The sequence below is a fragment of the Bradyrhizobium sp. WBAH42 genome, assembly GCF_024585265.1.
Lineage (GTDB): Bacteria > Pseudomonadota > Alphaproteobacteria > Rhizobiales > Xanthobacteraceae > Bradyrhizobium.
In genome coordinates this window covers 120,818-136,270 of sequence record NZ_CP036533.1, presented here as the reverse complement: position 1 = coordinate 136,270, position 15,453 = coordinate 120,818, and the positions used below count along the sequence as shown (strand labels likewise).

The following is a 15,453-nucleotide window of genomic DNA, read 5'->3' as shown; positions in this document are numbered from 1 at the left end:
GATCAGTATTTTTCCAGCGAACGCCCGACCACGCCGTTGACGTCCTTCTCCGGCGCGATGTCGGTGGAGTAATAGCCGGCAGCTTTCTTCGCGGCGATCTCGACATGAGCATCGGCCGGAATCAGCTCCAGCGGGATCGGCACGCGCTCGACGATGTCGATGCCTTGCGAGGTCAGCGCATCGTATTTCATGTCGCTCATCGACAGGAAACGGTCGATGCGCTTGAGGCCGAGCCAGTGGATCGTATCCGGCATCAATTGCTGGAAGCGCGCGTCCTGGACGCCGGCCACGCACTCGGTGCGCTCGAAATAGGCGGCGGCCGCATCGCCGTCCTCCTGCCGCTTGCGCGCATTGTAGACCAGGAATTTGGTGACCTCGCCGAGCGCGCGGCCCTCTTTCCGGTTGTAGATGACGAGCCCGAGCCCGCCCTCCTGCGCGCCGCGCGCGGATTCCTCAATGCCGTGGATCAGATAGGGCCGGCAGGTGCAGATGTCGGAGCCGAACACGTCGGAGCCGTTGCATTCGTCATGCACGCGGCAGGTGATCCTGGTGCGATGGTCCGGCAGTTTTGTCACGTCGCCGAACAGATAGACCGTAGTGCCGCCGATCGGCGGCAGGAACACCTTCATGTCCGATCGCGTGACGAGTTCGGGGAACATGCCGGCAGTCTGCTCGAACAGCGTGCGCCGCAGCTCGGTCTCGCCGGTGCCAAAGCGCGCCGCAAGGCCCGGCAGGTACCACACCGGATCGATCGCGATCTTCACCACCGAGACGCTGCCATTGGCGTGCACGACCTCGCCGTCGGCGCGGAGCCGCTTTGCGGCGATCGCTTCACGGATCTCGGGCAGGTCGAGCCGCGCCCGCGTCACAGCGATGCTCGGGCGGATGTCCGCGCCCTCGGCGATCTCCTTGCGAAAATTCTCGGCGACCAGGTGCCCCCAGGGATCGAGCGCGACGATTTTCGTGGGATCGCTCCATTGCGGGAACGGGCCGATGGTCGCGGCCGGAAAGGTGTTGGTGAGATCGGGCCTTCGAATCGGATCGAGCGCGCCGGCGGAGACCGCGAGCGCCCGGTACATCGCATAGGAGCCGCCATGGCTACCGATCACGTTGCGGTCTCCGGCGCGCGATACCGTGCCGATGATCGGCCCGCGGGCGCGCGCATCAGTGGCGCCCCAATGGATCGGAAAGGCGGCCTTCCTGCCCGGCTCCGGATGGGAGGTCAGGCGGATGTGGTCGGTACGGTTGGCACGGCTCATGTCCAGGCTCCCAAAAAGCCAACGGCCCGCCGCTCGGACGGGCCTGGCTCGCTTGCGACGCCGAACCGGCGGCGCAAGCTCAATCCAACATATTGTAGCGGCCGGTGACGACAGACAAGTTAATCGTGGCAGGGCGCAGGGGCCGCTCGCGGCCAAATTCCGGGCATCGGGAGGGCCGTCAGGCCTGCCGGCATCCGATGCCGCGCCTCATCGAGCTTGCCGCCGCGCTCGGGAGGCCAGTTTAAGGAATTGAAATAGTTCTGTTTTTCGTGTTTTCAAGGAGGTGTTGCTTCGTGCGGCGGGCTTCAAGTTCGGCGCACAGCGCTTTCCCTGCCTTGGAGACTGCCATGCCTGCCGCCAGCTACATCGATCCCCGCAACGGAAAGCTCTATCCCCTCGACCAGCCGCGCTGGTGCTCGGACGAGCGCACGCCGCTGCTGGTGACGCCGGGGGCGGGCATCTCGCGCGAGGACATCGATGGCTCGACGCGGTCGCTGTGGCGCTATCGGGCGGCGCTGCCGGTCGAGATCAAGACCCCGATCACGCTCGGCGAGGGTTGCACGCCGCTGGTCCAGCAGGAATGGGGCGCTCTGCGCCCGCTGTTCAAGCTCGAATGGTTCAACCCGACCGGCAGCTTCAAGGATCGCGGCTCGGCGGTGATGCTGTCCTTCCTGCGGCAGATCGGCATCGACGCCATTCTGGAGGATTCCTCCGGCAACGGCGGCTCATCGATGGCCGGCTTGGGTGCGGCCGGCGGCATGCGCGTCAAGATTCTGGCGCCCGCCTCGACGTCGCCGGCGAAGATCGCGCAGGTCCGCGCCTACGGCGCGACCGTGCAACTCGTGGAGGGCCCGCGCGAGGAATCCGAAGCCGAGGCCATCCGCCAGTCGAGCCAGACCTTCTACGCCAGCCACAATTGGCAGCCGTTCTTCCTCGAAGGCACCAAGTCGCTGGCCTACGAGATCTGGGAAGATCTCGGCTTCCGCGCGCCCGACAACGTCATCGTTCCCGTCGGCGCCGGCAGCAGTCTCCTCGGTTGCGCCTTCGGCTTCCGCGAGCTGTTGAAGGCCGGGCAGATCTCGAAGCTGCCGCGCCTGTTCGCGGCGCAGCCGCTCAACTGCTCGCCGATCGATGCAAGCTTCAAGGCCGGCGTCGATACGCCGGTCGCGCGCGAGGTGAGCAAGACCGTCGCGGAGGGCACCGCGATCAAGACCCCCCTGCGCCTGCGCGAGATCGTCGCCGCCTTGCGCGAGAGCGGCGGCGGCACCATCGCGCTCACCGAGGACGAGATCGTCGCCGCCCTGCGCCGCCTCGCGCGGCAAGGCCTGTTCGCCGAGCCGACCAGCGCCAGCGCAGCTGCGGCCCTGGACAAGCTCGCGGCTGCCGGGGCCATCAGAGCGAACGAGACCACGGTCGCTGTTCTCACCGGCACGGGCCTGAAAGCCGCGACCACTGTCGCCGATCTCGTGCAATAGAGCCCTTGTGCCGCGGAGCCACGCTAACGCATTGAACCTTCGGTGTGCGTCGCCAGCCTCATGAAGATTGAGCTCACGCAAAGGGAGAGTTCCATGACCGCGCAGGATCCGTTTGCAGGTTTCAAGGCCATCCAGAAGGAAGCTTGGTCGCTGTTCACGCCGATGGAGGTTTTCACGACTCCAACCGCGGCCAAGCTGGTCGGTTTTGCCGGCATTGCCGCCGGCCAAAAGCTGCTCGACGTCGGATGCGGCACCGGCGTTGTAGCGATCACGGCCGCGCGCCGCGGTGCGAAGGTCAGGGGTCTCGACCTCTCGCCGGTTCTGATCGAGCGCGCCCGCGAGCACGCAGGGCTGGCGAATCTCGATGTCGACTTCGTCGACGGCGACGCCGAGAGCCTGCCCTATGGCGACAGCGAGTTCGACGTGGTGCTCAGCCAGTTCGGTCACATGTTCGCGCCGCGTCCGGACGTCGCCATCGGCGAGATGCTGCGCGTGCTGAAGCCCGGCGGCACCATCGCCTTCTCCACTTGGCCGCCGCATCTCTATGTCGGCCGCATGTTCGCGCTGGTCGGCCGCCATCTGCCGCCACCCGAGGGCGTCGCATCACCGGCGTTGTGGGGCGATCCGAAAATCGTCGCCGAGCGTCTCGCGGGCAAGGCGAAGGAAATCTCGTTCGAGATGGACATGATGACGCCGTCCACGCTCAGCCCGCAGCATTTCCGCCGCACCATGGAAGCGACGATCGGGCCGTTGATCAAGCTCGTGGCCCAGTACAAGGACGAGCCGGACAAGCTCAGCAGCTTCCGTGCCGAGTTCGAGGCGTTGATCTCGGAGTATTTCGACGCCGGCAACAATATGATGCGCCAGCAGTTCCTGATGACGAAGGCCAAGAAGGCGTGAGGCGCGATCGAGGGTGACCGCGAGGTCTTCTGAGGATGAGGTTAATCAGCGTCAGTGCTCGTTGACACTGCTGCCGCGCACTCCGCCCTCATCCTGAGGAGCCCGCCCAAAGCGGGCGTCTCGAAGGATGGCCGCAGGGAAAAGCTCTCAAATGCGACTGCCCTCCCTTGCAAGGGGAGGGCAGTGCGCTTCACTCCTTCAGGTCATTCACCCGCTTCACCCAGGCGCGCACGTCCTTGAGCACGGCGGGCAGCACCGCCTTGACCTCCGCCACGGTCATGCCCGCCTTGATGCGGGGATCGTACAGCAGGTTGAGGATGTACTGGTCGTAGACGTCGAAATAGCCCATCGAGACGTTGTCGTTGAACATCGTCCAGGGCACGCTCGTGGTGTCGTTGATCGGCCCGAGCGATTGCAACAGCTCCTCATAGGCGCAGTCGAGGAAGGTGAAATCGCCGTTGTCGACGGTGAGGATGACGTCGGAATGCTCGATCTCGAAATTGTCGTTCTTGCGGAAGCCTGACAGGCATTGCGGATCGAGTGAGGAGCGGATCTCGCGCGCCTTCTCGGCGCCGTAGAAGCTCGAGATGGTGCGGAAGAGATCGCGGTCGCGCACCAGCTTCACGCGCACGTTCGCCGCTTCGTTGGTCTCGATCATGGCGATGTCGAGATGCTGCACGCGCTTGCCGATGTCGGCCACGACTTTGGCGAGCTGCGTCTTGCGATCGGCGCGGTCGCTCTCGGCGTAGACGCGCACCGGCCCGTCGAACTTGCGGATGCGGTCGACGCGGCCGGCAAGATGGTATTCGGCGCCGAACGCCGTCTTCAGGAAGCCGTCGACGATCTCGCCGTCGGTAAAACTCTTCTTCTCGGCGCGCTGGCGCGAGGAGATCGCCGGCAGCTCGCCGGCCCCAGCCATGGTAGCGGTGTCAGGCGCACAGGTGAGCGTCACGAGCACCAGCAGGGCGAAGCGAAGGCCGGGCGAGGGCGGGACAGATGCGCTCATCGTCCTGCGACGCTGCCGCATTCGCGCCCCGCGCACAAGACCGCAAATTCACGCGCCCTGCGGGTTCCGGCCGTCGTCTGTAGCAAGACAGTTACAGTGTCGTAGGGTGGGCAAAGGCGCGCAAGCGCCGTGCCCACCATCTCAAAACCGTGGGCACGCCGGCGGACCGCGCGTTCGCGCGACCCTCCGGCTTTGCCCACCCTACGAGACTTTGCGTCTGGTCAGTTGTTCAGCACCACCACCGTGGTGCCGATCGAGACGCGGCTATAGAGGTCGGTGACGTCGTCGTTGGTCATGCGGAAGCAGCCCGAGGAGACGGCCTGACCGATCGTCTCCGGCTCATTGGAGCCGTGGATGCGGTACAGCGTCGAGCCCAGATACATGGCGCGGGCGCCGAGCGGATTCTCGATGCCGCCCTTCATGTGGCGCGGTAGGTCCGGCCGGCGCGCCAGCATCTGCGACGGCGGCGTCCAGTCCGGCCATTCCTTCTTGGCGGTGATCTTGTGCACCCCGCCCCAGCGGAAGCCGTCGCGGCCGACGCCGATGCCGTAGCGCAGCGCCTGCCCGTTCCCGAGCACCAGGTAGAGCCGCCGCTCGGAGGTGTTCACCACGACCGTGCCGGGCGCGTAATTGCCGTTATACATGACGGTGGTGCGGGGAATCGGGCTCGCACCGTGGCCGAGATAGCCGGTGGAACTGGTGCCCGTGAAGTCTATCATCCCCGCCGCGGATGCGTCGGCTGCGCCAGCCAGCAACAGCGCCATTGCGGTCATCGGTGCGGCAAAAAACCGGATCATCATTTCCCCCAGAAAAAATCGATTCAACCGAAGCCAGAGGCCACATTTGCGCGCGTTCCGCAAGCCACGGGCCCGTGAGGGTCGCATCGTTAACGACTGGCGTTACCAAATCGCAACTGCGCCAATTTGCTGGAAAGCGTTAGCCAAATCCGCGCCTCGTCACGCGGGGCAGGGCCGCAATGCCCGCTATTGCTTTGACGGGCCGCGCGAACAATGATTGACCGAACGGATTACTGGAAACGCCGGTTGCGGGAGCAGACAGAATGAACGGTGCGGAAAGCCTGGTGCGGACGATGGTCAAGGGCGGGGTGGACGTCTGCTTCACCAATCCCGGCACCTCCGAGATGCATTTCGTCGCGGCGCTCGATCGTGTCCCGGGCATGCGCTGCGTGCTCGGCCTGTTCGAAGGCGTGGTGACGGGTGCGGCCGACGGCTATTTCCGCATGAAGGGCACGCCTGCCTCGACCCTGCTGCATCTCGGTCCCGGACTCGCCAACGGCCTTGCCAATCTGCACAACGCCAAGAAGGCCAATTCCGGCATCGTCAACATCGTCGGCCAGCACGCCGTCTACCACATCGGCTACAACGCGCCGCTGACCTCCGACATCGAAGGCCTGGCCCGGCCGATGTCGTCCTGGGTCCGCACCTCCCCGGATTCCAAATCGGTCGCCGCCGACGGCGCGGCCGCGATTGCCGCCGCCAAAAGCGCGCCGCCGCAGATCGCGACCCTGATCCTGCCCGCCGACACCGCCTGGAACGAAGCCGACGGCATTGCCGAGGTTCCGGCCGAGCAGCAGCGCGCGAGCTATTCGCCGCAGGCGGTCGAGCAGGCCGCAAGAATCCTGCACGGCGACGGCGAAGGCACGCTGCTGCTGATGACCGGCAGCGCGCTGAGCGAGCATGGCCTCGCGCTGGCCGAGCGCATCGCCGGCAAGACCGGCTGCACCGTGATGGGCCCGACCTTCCGTCCGAAGATGGCGCGCGGCCGCGGCCGTTTCTCGATCGACCGCATCCACTACGTGATCGAGAACGCGCTGCCGATGCTGGCCAAATTCCGTCATATCGTGCTGGTTGAGTCCGACGATCCCGTGGCGTTCTTCGCCTATCCGAACAAGCCGAGCATGCTCAAGCCGCAGGGCTGCGAGGTGCATCGCATGACCTCCTGGGGCGAGAATTCGGTCGCAGCGCTCGAGGCGCTCGCCGGCGCCGTGAAGGCCAGCACCAGGGACGTCAAGCCGCAGGCTTTGCAGGAGCTGGTCAAGCCGACCGGCGCGCTCACCTTCGCCTCGATCGCGCAGGCCATTGCCTGTGCGATCCCCGAGAACGCCATCATGGTCGACGAATCCCTCACCACCGGCCGCGGCTTCTTCCCGCCGACGGCGGCGGCCGCCCCGCACGACTGGCTGCAGAACATGGGCGGCTCGATCGGCTTCTCGACGCCGCTGTCGATCGGCGCGGCGATCGCCTGCCCGGACCGCAAGGTCATCACCATGGTCGGCGACGGCAGCGCGATGTACACGATCCAGTCGCTGTGGACCCAGGCGCGCGAGAACCTCGACATCGTCACCATCGTGTTCGCCAACCGCATCTACCAGATCCTGCGCGGCGAGTTCGACAATGTCGGCGCCGGCGAGCCCGGCCAGCGCGCCAACGACATGCTCCGCCTCGACCGGCCGACGCTGGATTTCGTGGCGCTGGCCAAGGGCATGGGCGTGCCCGGCCGCGCCGTCACCAACGCCGACGAGTTCAACAAGGCGTTGGCGGAAGCCGTCGCCGAGCCCGGCCCGCGGCTGATCGAAGTTCAGATGTAGGGCGGCAACAGACAGAGCGCCATGAGCCCGGAGGCATGATGCAGACCGAGCTGAACAAGGTGATCGCGGCGCTCCGGGACTTCTACGCCCAAGAGGCTTTCCTGTTCGAGAAGGATGTCGGCGAGCGGGCGGTCACGCACCGCTTCGCCGTGCATCTGGAAAAGCAGTTTTCGGGCTGGTCGGTCGATTGCAATTACGACCGGCTCGGCGAGCGCACGCTGCATCTGCCGCACGGCACCATCATCTCGACCGACGACCATCTCGGCAAGTCGATCTACCCCGATGTCGTCGTGCATCAGCGCGAAATCCCGAACAATCTGCTCGCGGTGGAAATTCGCAAGGCGAGCAATCACACGCCGCTCGATCACGATCAGCACAAGCTGCGGGCGCTGACCGACGTCCATGTCTGGTTTCCCTATTGGATCGGCTTGTTGCTGGTGCTGGACAGGCCCCATGTGACGATGTCGGAGGTCTATGTCTCCGGCGCCGTCGACGAGGCACTGTCGCGCTGGTTCGCGACGCGGCTGGAGGAGACCGGCCTCGGGGCGCGCGCATAGCAGGGCGCGGCGGCGCAGTGACGCGCGCTGCGATGTCATGACGATAGGCCATGCCGGTAATGTGATCCCCACCACAGTTCCGGCATGGGATAGGACCTATTGTCTACGGACTTGCACGCGTCGATGCCGGAGGCCTACGCTGGCCCATTCGGATCAGGCATATTGGAGGTTCTGATGCAGAAATCATATTTGCTGGCTGCGACGGCAGCGCTGGTGCTCATGGTGCAATCGCCGCTCGCGCTGGCGCAGGGCGCTCCAGCCACGGGCGGAACCGCCGCGCCTGCCGCGACAAGCACTGCGCCGGCTGCGACGACGACAGCGCCGAGCGCGACCACCGACACGTCCAGCCAGCCCACTGACGGCAAGAAGAGCGCGTCGAAGAAGCCGGCGAAGAAGAAGATGACCCGGCAGCAGGAGATCGATCATTCGATCGACACCGGCACCGTGCCGGCGCGCTACCGCAGCTCGGTGCCCAAGCAGTACCAGCAGTACATTCCGTTCGACAAACGGTAACGGATCGCACGGCGGCGCGACGTGAGCGAACGTGGTGCCGCCGATCATTCGACCCGGGGGGAATGATGAGTGACGAGGTGAAGGATGCCGGCCTTGTGGCCATGATCAGCAGCATCCTGGGAGGCAACAAGCGCGCAGACAATGTTGCACCGCCGCCGCTCGCCGAGGTTCCGCCGATTGTGCCGGCCGATCCCGTGGAGCCCGTCGAGACGTCCAGGTCCGATGCGGCCGCGGCCAAGGCCGAGAGCGCGCCCGATGCGGTCCCGGCGGCCACAAAGCCGGCCGAGTCAATCGCAACCACGCGGGATGGCAAGCGCCTGCTGCCGGCGGAGGCGATCGCCGATCTGGTGCTCGGCGAGCTGCGCAAGTTGGAAAACTTCCCGAGCTCCGGCGTTTCGGTCACGGTCTATGGTTACCGGCACTGGAACGCAATGCTCACCTTCGCGCCGTTCTCGACCAGTTTCCAGAACGCAACCCGGTTCCGTCAGGCCGTGCCGGATCTCGTCTTCAAGCTCCGCCGTTTTGTCGAACTTGAGATATAGTCTCGGACGTCGGCGCCACACGGCGTCGCCAACGAAACAGTTCGACAGGATCTTCAAATTGAGTGTCGCCTTCACCAAGGAAGAGAGCGCCGAAACTGCGTCCGAGACGCTGTTGCCGGACCGCCCGATCTCGCCGCATCCGAACCTCGTGACGGAAGCAGGCTTCAAGGCCCTGCAGACGCAGCTTGCCGAAGCGCGCGCGGCCTACGAAGCCGCGCAAGCCATCGAGGACGTCAACGAGAAGCGCCGGCAGTCGGCCGTGCCCCTGCGCGATCTCCGCTATCTCACCGAACGCTTGCGCACGGCGCAGGTGATGCCCGATCCTGTCGCGACCGAAATCGTCGCCTTCGGCAGCACGGTCAGCTTCAGTCGCGCCGACGGCCGGGTGCAGACCTACCGCATCGTCGGCGAGGACGAGGCCGATCCCAGGGCCGGCTCGATCTCGTTCGTCTCGCCGGTTGCGCGATCGCTGATGGGAAAAGCGGTCGGCGACGTCGTCGGTTCAGGCGCGCAGGAGATCGAGATTCTGTCGATTGCGTAGGGCATGATCCGGAAAAGTACGTAGCGGTTTTCCGACAAGATCATGCCCAACAATAACCTAAAGCGCGATGACGATTCATCTTGATCGCATTGTGCTTTAGGGCGCGCAAGCCGAGGGTTGCGTGGCAAAGAGCGCCATCGACAGCATCAAGCCCATTGGCCTAAAGCATGATCCGGAACAGCGCGAGGCCGTCGTCTCCGCCAAACAAAGCTTGATGATTGGATGAGACGGTTTTTGTCGGGAGCGCTGCCGTTCTACGCGCTGGCTGCCCTCGCCATGTGCATGTACCTCGTACTTTACAGGACGAGCCTGTTCGACTTGAACGCCATCGTCCATGGCGCGACCGGGTCGGCATGGTTTCCGGCCTTCATGTTCGTCTGCGTGCTGGTGGAAGCGGTCTTTCCGTATTTCGGCTATTTTCCCGGCACCGCCCTCATCCTGATGTCCGTGGCGCTCAGTCCGAAGGCCGTGGATGGCTCCGTCTTTGTCGCGGCGTGGCTCGCCATCATCCTGGGCGCCGTTCTCAGCTACGGACAGGCTCGTTTCTTCCGGCCGTTCCTGCAGCGGGTGGCCTCTAAGGCGGCCCTGCGCCGATGCGAGTCCTTGTTCGACGCCTATGGCCCCTATGCGCGCATTGCCTTGTTCGTTCATCCCAACGCCTGCGCGATGTATTTCACGGCGCTCGGACTGCTCGGCCGCAGCCTGAGGCGCGAGCTCGCTTATCTTGGCGTGGGTGCGGCGGCGGCGGTGGGCATTCTGTTCCTCATCGTGACCAGGCTGGTGTCGTCCATCGGCCCCACCGACGATGGCGAATTGCAGGTGCTGCTGGCAGCCGCGCTGGTCGCCATCGGGACACTGATCGGTCTCTACACGGCCTGGCGGCCACAGCGCGCGGCGTGAAATGCCGCTCTCCGCCGTCATTGCGAGGAGCTCTTGCGACGAAGCAATCCAGAGTCTTTCCGCAGAGGGATTCTGGATTGCTTCGCTGCGCTCGCAATGACGAGGATTACATCGTGCGTTACACCTCCGGCAGCGCAACGCCCGTCAGCTCGCTCAATTGGCCGATGAGCTGGTGCTGAAATCTCGGATCGGTCGCCTCGCGGGCTGGCTCTTGCTGCTCGAGATGATGCCAGTAGCGTCCGCTCACCCGCGCCGCGTGATCCTCGCTGACCGCCAGCCAGGTCTGGGTCCGTTGCCCCGTGTCGATATCGACCGGGGCGCCCGCGCCGCCCATCTTCGTGCGCACCCAACCGGGATCGACGGCGTTGCAGAGGACGTTGGGCCAGCGCCGCGCCAGCGCGTAGGCGAGCGCGACGACGTGCAGCTTGCTCTCGGCATAGGCCTTGGCCGCATTCCAGGCCCGCTTGGTCCAATCGAGGTCGTCGAGCGAGCCCTCTCCGCCGCGGTGCAATCCGCTGCTGAGATAGATCAATCGGGCGGGCCGCGCGATCAGGGCCGTCAGCATGAACGGCGCAAGCGTGTTGATGGCCAGCGTCTCGGCATGGCCTTCAGGGGTCGCGCCGCGGCTCGGCCGCGTGTAGACGCCGGCATTGTGGATGACCGCATCCAGGCGCCCGATCGCGTTGACCTGGTCGGCGATGCTCCGCGTCTCCTCGCCGCTTCTGAGATCGCCGATCACCAATCCCCGGGCGCGCGAAGTGAGCCCGCCGAGGGCCGCAGCACGATCCGCCGAACGCGCGTGCAGCACGACGTGGTGGCCCCGATCGAGGAGCGATTGCGCCGCCGCCCGGCCGAGGCCGTCCGTGCTGCCGGTGATGAATATGGTCGCCATGGGGTTCTCCTAGGGTGTTTCAGGACGCAATCTACGGCGCTCGCGGCACTCGGGTCCCGCGCCCCCGAGGCCTGCGGACCCGAAGCAAAGCGGCCTCCAGCGGCATTTTGCGGAACTCGCCGCTTTCGTCGATCACGAAAGGCGAATTGACGCGTAGTCGATCGAAAATCAACTCACGGTACCTCTGGTCGAAAGCACCTGATGGTGGAATAATTCCCGATACATTCTTGATTAGATTTTGACGTCGGCCGCGAACCGGCTGGCGACGTGGATTTTCATCATGGCCGCGCTTCCTCAGGACGTTGTGGCGGATTTGCAGCAGGAGAACGCGCGGCTCCTGGCCGAATTGCGCGCCGCACAAGATCGCGAGACCGCCACCGCGGACATTCTCAAGATCATTGCCAGTTCGCCATCGGAGGTGAAGCCGGTATTCGATGCGATCGCGAGGCGCGCAAATGCCTTGCTCGGCGGCTTTTCGACGACCGTATTCCGCTTCATCGACGGCAATGCCCACTTGGCGGCGTTCACGCCGACGAATCCTGCCGCCGATGAAGCGTTGAAGAAGATGTTTCCGCGTCCGATCGCCGATTTCGAGAGTTTTGCGAGGGCAGAGGCCGGTAAGGTGGTGCCGACGCCCGATACTGAAGCGCTGACGAACGACATCAAATTCATCGCGCGGGCCCGCGGCTTTCGCAGCATGTTGTTCGTTCCGCTCGCGACCGGCGGCGTGGTGATCGGCATGATCAGCGTCACGCGAGCCGAGCCGGGGGCCTTCGCTCCGCATCATGTGCAGCTTCTGCAGACCTTCGCCGACCAGGCTGTCATCGCCATAGAGAACGCGCGGCTGTTCGACGAGGTGCAGGCGCGTACCGACGACTTGCGGGAATCGCTGCAGCAGCAGACCGCGACCGCCGATGTGTTGAAAGTCATCAGCCGCTCCGCGTTCGATCTGCAAACCGTTCTCGACACGCTGACGGAATCGGCGGCGTGGCTGTGTGGTGCCGACATGGCGGCAATCGTCCGGCACGATGGCGATGGTGGCTACTATCATGCAACTCGCTACAATTTCTCGCCCGAGTGGGCCAAGGCCTCGGCGGGCGTTCGGCTCAATGCGGGACGCGGTAGCCTGGTCGGGCGCGTCCTGCTGTGCGGCAAGGCTGTTCAGATCCCGGACGTCCTGGTCGATCCGGACTATGCCTATCCCGAGCAACAGAGGGCCGGCGGTTACCGCACCCTCCTGGGCGTACCCTTGCTCCGGTCCGGAGAAACGATCGGCGTGCTATTCCTGGGCCGCAAGACCGTGAACTCGTTCACGGATAAGCAGATTGACCTGGTCTCCACTTTCGCCGATCAGGCCGTGATCGCGATCGAGAATGTGCGGCTGTTCGATGAGGTCCAGGCGAAGACGCGCGACCTCGCCGAATCGCTCCAGCAGCAAACCGCGACGGCCGATGTGCTGAAGGTGATCAGCCGCTCGACCTTCGATCTGCAAACCGTGCTCGACACGCTGGTCGAGTCGGCGGCACGGCTGTGCGAAGCGGAGATGGCCTTCATCATGCGCCGCGAGGGCGATGAATATCAGGCCGGAGCAGCGGTCGGGTTTTCCGAGGACTACATCGCTTTTCTGCAGGCTCATCCGATCGCCCCCGGCAGGGGCACGGTCACGGGTCGAGCCGTCCTCGAACGCCGTCCGGTGCAGATCCTCGACGTCGCTGCCGATCCCGAATACGGCCTGCAGGCGTCGATCACGATGGCGGGTCAACGCACGGCGCTCGGTGTTCCACTCCTGCGCGAGAATGAGCCGATCGGCGCGATCGTGATCGCCCGCAAGCGCGTGCAGCCCTTCACCGAAAAACAGATCGAGCTCGTCGCCACGTTTGCCGACCAGGCGGTGATCGCCATCGAGAATGTCCGGCTGTTCGAACAATTGAAAACCAGGACGCGCGATCTGTCCGAGGCGCTGACGTACCAGACCGGCAGCGCCAATATCTTGCGGGTCATCGCTTCCTCCCCGACCGAAGTCGGTCCGGTGCTCAAGGCGATCGTGGAAAGCGCATGCGGGCTTTGCGAGGCATATGATGCACTGGTCATTCTGAGGGATGGCGACGATATCGTCATCCAGGCGCACCATGGCCCGGTTCCCGTGGTGTGGAGCCGACGACCGATCAGTGTCAAATCGCCGACCGGCTGGGCGATTATCGATCGTCGCACCGTTCAGGTGCACGACCTGCTCGGGCCCGAAGGGGAGCAATACCCGACAGGACGCGAATATGCGCTTCGCTCCAACGTTCGGACCGTTTTGAGTGTGCCGCTCTTGCGCGAAGGCGAGAGCATGGGGGCGATCGTGCTGCGTCGTACCGAGGTGCGCCCATTCGACGACAAGCAGATCACGCTGCTGCAGACCTTTGCCGATCAGGCTGTCATCGCCATCGGCAACGTGCGTTTGTTCGAGCAATTGAATGAATCGCTGGAGCGGCAGACGGCAACATCGGAGGTGCTGGAAATCATAAGCGCTTCATCGGGCGCACTTACTCCGGTCTTCCACAAGATGCTGGAGAATGCGACGCGAATTTGCGGCGCCGGTTTTGGCACCATGAATCTCTACGAGGAGGGCGGCTTTCGCACGGTCGCATTGCACAACGCGCCGCAAGCTTATGTCGATACCCGGCTCTACCAGCACATTCGCCCACATCCCGCGAGCGGGCTCGGCACCGTCGAGAAGACGCATCAGACGGTTCATATCGACGACATCAGGACGCAGCCGCCCTATGTCGAAGGCAACCCCAACGTTCGCGCGCTTGCCGACCTTGCCGGCGCAAGGACCCTCGTCATCGTGCCCATGCTCAAGGAAGATGAGCTGATTGGCACGATCACGATCTTCCGCCAGGAAGTCAAACCCTTCACGGACAAGCAGATCGAGCTCGTATCCAATTTCGCGCACCAGGGCGTGATCGCGATCGAAAATGCGCGCCTGCTGAATGAGTTGCGCGAGCGCACCATGGAATTGTCGCAATCGCTCGAGGAGTTGCGAAATGCGCAGGACCGGCTGATCCAGACCGAGAAGCTTGCCTCGCTCGGGCAACTCACGGCCGGCATTGCGCACGAGATCAAGAACCCGCTCAATTTCGTCAACAACTTTGCGGCGCTGTCCTCCGAACTCACCGACGAGCTCGGCGACGCGCTGCGCTCAGCCGGCCTGGGCGAGGCGGAAAGGCAGGACATCGACGCGCTGATACACATGCTGAGAGGTAACCTTAAAAAGATCGTGCAGCACGGAACGCGCGCCGATTCCATTGTCAAGAATATGCTTCTGCATTCCCGCGAAGGGTCTGGCGAACGCCGCGCGGCCGACATCAACGTCATCCTCGAGGAAAGCCTCAACCTCGCCTATCACGGAGCCCGCGCGGAAAGAGCCGGCTTCAACATCACGCTTGAAAGAAAGCTGGATCCGTCTGCGGGCGCGCTCGAGCTGTATCCGCAGGAGATCACGCGGGTGTTCCTCAATCTGGTTTCAAACGGTTTCTACGCGGCAAGCAAGCAAAAGGACGCCGCCGGTGACGGCTTCGAGCCAAGGCTGCGCGCGACGACCACAGACCTCGGCGGCGCCGTCGAAATCCGCATTCGCGACAATGGCACCGGCATCCCGGCCGATGTCAGAGAGAAGATATTCAATCCGTTCTTCACCACCAAGCCGGCCGGCGAAGGAACGGGCCTCGGCCTTTCGATCTGCCACGACATCATCGTGAAGCAGCACGGCGGCAGCATCGAGGTCGATACCGAGCCGGGCGAATATACCGAGTTCATCATTACGCTGCCGCGCATGCGGGCGGCACCGTTGCAGACGGGAGGCAGAAGTTGAGCGTCTATATAATGGTCGTTGACGACGAGCCCGATGTCGAGGCGCTTTTCCGCCAGCAGTTTCGGCGCGATCTGCGCGCCGGTCGTTTTCTGATGGAGTTCGTATCCTCGGCACCCCTGGCATTGCAGCGCGCGGCCGAGATTGCGGATGCCACCCTGATTCTGATCCTGTCCGACATCAACATGCCCGGAATGAGCGGACTGGAGATGCTGCCTATCGTGCGCTCGGCCCGCCCCGATGTGCCTGTCATCATGATCACGGCCTACGGTGATGCCGAGACCAGGCGCAAGGCGCTGGAGAAGGGCGCCGCCGACCTATTGACCAAACCAATCGACTTCGCGGCGCTGCGCCAGGAGATCGATACGAGGCTTGAACGGGCCGCATGACGCAACCATTGTGAC

15 protein-coding genes are annotated in these 15,453 nt (G+C 64.4%); 11 read left to right on the top strand and 4 right to left on the bottom strand.

Annotation, left to right across the window (positions count from 1 at the left end):
• Positions 1–2 precede the first annotated feature (2 nt).
• A complete protein-coding gene (locus tag DCG74_RS00690) occupies positions 3–1,259 on the bottom strand; it encodes a GTP cyclohydrolase II (protein ID WP_172788406.1) in 1,257 nt (418 codons plus the stop codon).
• A gap of 347 nt (positions 1,260–1,606) precedes the next feature.
• On the opposite strand from DCG74_RS00690, the gene DCG74_RS00685 reads away from it, so the two are divergent.
• Entirely contained in the window at positions 1,607–2,734 is a 1,128-nt protein-coding gene (locus tag DCG74_RS00685) for a threonine synthase (RefSeq protein WP_172788405.1), read from the top strand.
• A 93-nt stretch (positions 2,735–2,827) separates the two neighbouring features.
• Complete coding sequence (locus DCG74_RS00680) at positions 2,828–3,634, top strand: class I SAM-dependent methyltransferase (protein WP_172788404.1); 807 nt, start codon at positions 2,828–2,830, stop codon at positions 3,632–3,634.
• Positions 3,635–3,824: 190 nt separating this feature from the next.
• Here the strand turns inward: DCG74_RS00680 and DCG74_RS00675 are convergent, their stop codons facing one another.
• A complete protein-coding gene (locus DCG74_RS00675; protein ID WP_172788403.1) occupies positions 3,825–4,640 on the bottom strand; it encodes a DUF2927 domain-containing protein in 816 nt (271 codons plus the stop codon).
• Positions 4,641–4,861: 221 nt separating this feature from the next.
• The gene (locus DCG74_RS00670) at positions 4,862–5,437 is read right to left on the bottom strand and encodes a L,D-transpeptidase (RefSeq protein WP_172788402.1); all 576 of its coding nucleotides are present in this window, start codon (positions 5,435–5,437) and stop codon (positions 4,862–4,864) included.
• Here DCG74_RS00670 and DCG74_RS00665 point away from each other — a divergent pair.
• From DCG74_RS00665 to DCG74_RS00635, 7 genes are all read left to right on the top strand, one after another.
• Positions 5,346–5,654, top strand: coding sequence for a hypothetical protein (locus tag DCG74_RS00665; protein ID WP_175421735.1), 309 nt, complete (start codon positions 5,346–5,348; stop codon positions 5,652–5,654). The genes DCG74_RS00670 and DCG74_RS00665 overlap by 92 nt on opposite strands.
• 46 nt (positions 5,655–5,700) lie before the next feature.
• Positions 5,701–7,248, top strand: a complete 1,548-nt coding sequence (locus tag DCG74_RS00660; RefSeq protein ID WP_172788401.1) for an acetolactate synthase large subunit — start codon at positions 5,701–5,703, stop codon at positions 7,246–7,248.
• Positions 7,249–7,286: 38 nt separating this feature from the next.
• Positions 7,287–7,805, top strand: a complete 519-nt coding sequence (locus tag DCG74_RS00655) for a hypothetical protein (protein WP_172788464.1) — start codon at positions 7,287–7,289, stop codon at positions 7,803–7,805.
• A 174-nt stretch (positions 7,806–7,979) separates the two neighbouring features.
• The gene (locus DCG74_RS00650) at positions 7,980–8,318 is read left to right on the top strand and encodes a hypothetical protein (protein WP_172788400.1); all 339 of its coding nucleotides are present in this window, start codon (positions 7,980–7,982) and stop codon (positions 8,316–8,318) included.
• 65 nt (positions 8,319–8,383) lie between these two features.
• The gene (locus DCG74_RS00645) at positions 8,384–8,860 is read left to right on the top strand and encodes a hypothetical protein (protein WP_172788399.1); all 477 of its coding nucleotides are present in this window, start codon (positions 8,384–8,386) and stop codon (positions 8,858–8,860) included.
• A 58-nt stretch (positions 8,861–8,918) separates the two neighbouring features.
• On the top strand, positions 8,919–9,401 hold the full coding sequence (gene greA, locus DCG74_RS00640; protein ID WP_172788398.1) for a transcription elongation factor GreA: 483 nt from the start codon (positions 8,919–8,921) through the stop codon (positions 9,399–9,401).
• Between the two features lie 222 nt (positions 9,402–9,623).
• Positions 9,624–10,301, top strand: a complete 678-nt coding sequence (locus tag DCG74_RS00635; RefSeq protein ID WP_172788397.1) for a hypothetical protein — start codon at positions 9,624–9,626, stop codon at positions 10,299–10,301.
• A 118-nt stretch (positions 10,302–10,419) separates the two neighbouring features.
• On the opposite strand, the gene DCG74_RS00630 is transcribed toward DCG74_RS00635, so the two are convergent.
• Complete coding sequence (locus tag DCG74_RS00630) at positions 10,420–11,193, bottom strand: SDR family NAD(P)-dependent oxidoreductase (protein WP_172788396.1); 774 nt, start codon at positions 11,191–11,193, stop codon at positions 10,420–10,422.
• Positions 11,194–11,473: 280 nt separating this feature from the next.
• Here DCG74_RS00630 and DCG74_RS00625 point away from each other — a divergent pair, with 280 nt between their 5' ends.
• Complete coding sequence (locus tag DCG74_RS00625; RefSeq protein ID WP_246708988.1) at positions 11,474–15,052, top strand: GAF domain-containing protein; 3,579 nt, start codon at positions 11,474–11,476, stop codon at positions 15,050–15,052.
• Positions 15,049–15,438, top strand: a complete 390-nt coding sequence (locus DCG74_RS00620; RefSeq protein ID WP_172788394.1) for a response regulator — start codon at positions 15,049–15,051, stop codon at positions 15,436–15,438. The genes DCG74_RS00625 and DCG74_RS00620 overlap by 4 nt, the downstream gene beginning before the upstream one ends.
• Positions 15,439–15,453 lie beyond the last annotated feature (15 nt).

Excerpts from the sequence above, each read along its gene's own strand:
- DCG74_RS00690 (WP_172788406.1), bottom strand. The coding sequence starts at position 1,259 with ATGAGCCGTGCCAACCGTACCGACCACATCCGCCTGACCTCCCATCCG.
- DCG74_RS00685 (WP_172788405.1), top strand. The coding sequence starts at position 1,607 with ATGCCTGCCGCCAGCTACATCGATCCCCGCAACGGAAAGCTCTATCCC.
- DCG74_RS00680 (WP_172788404.1), top strand. The coding sequence starts at position 2,828 with ATGACCGCGCAGGATCCGTTTGCAGGTTTCAAGGCCATCCAGAAGGAA.
- DCG74_RS00675 (WP_172788403.1), bottom strand. The coding sequence starts at position 4,640 with ATGAGCGCATCTGTCCCGCCCTCGCCCGGCCTTCGCTTCGCCCTGCTG.
- DCG74_RS00670 (WP_172788402.1), bottom strand. The coding sequence starts at position 5,437 with ATGATCCGGTTTTTTGCCGCACCGATGACCGCAATGGCGCTGTTGCTG.
- DCG74_RS00660 (WP_172788401.1), top strand. The coding sequence starts at position 5,701 with ATGAACGGTGCGGAAAGCCTGGTGCGGACGATGGTCAAGGGCGGGGTG.
- DCG74_RS00655 (WP_172788464.1), top strand. The coding sequence starts at position 7,287 with ATGCAGACCGAGCTGAACAAGGTGATCGCGGCGCTCCGGGACTTCTAC.
- DCG74_RS00650 (WP_172788400.1), top strand. The coding sequence starts at position 7,980 with ATGCAGAAATCATATTTGCTGGCTGCGACGGCAGCGCTGGTGCTCATG.
- DCG74_RS00645 (WP_172788399.1), top strand. The coding sequence starts at position 8,384 with ATGAGTGACGAGGTGAAGGATGCCGGCCTTGTGGCCATGATCAGCAGC.
- DCG74_RS00635 (WP_172788397.1), top strand. The coding sequence starts at position 9,624 with ATGAGACGGTTTTTGTCGGGAGCGCTGCCGTTCTACGCGCTGGCTGCC.
- DCG74_RS00630 (WP_172788396.1), bottom strand. The coding sequence starts at position 11,193 with ATGGCGACCATATTCATCACCGGCAGCACGGACGGCCTCGGCCGGGCG.
- DCG74_RS00625 (WP_246708988.1), top strand. The coding sequence starts at position 11,474 with ATGGCCGCGCTTCCTCAGGACGTTGTGGCGGATTTGCAGCAGGAGAAC.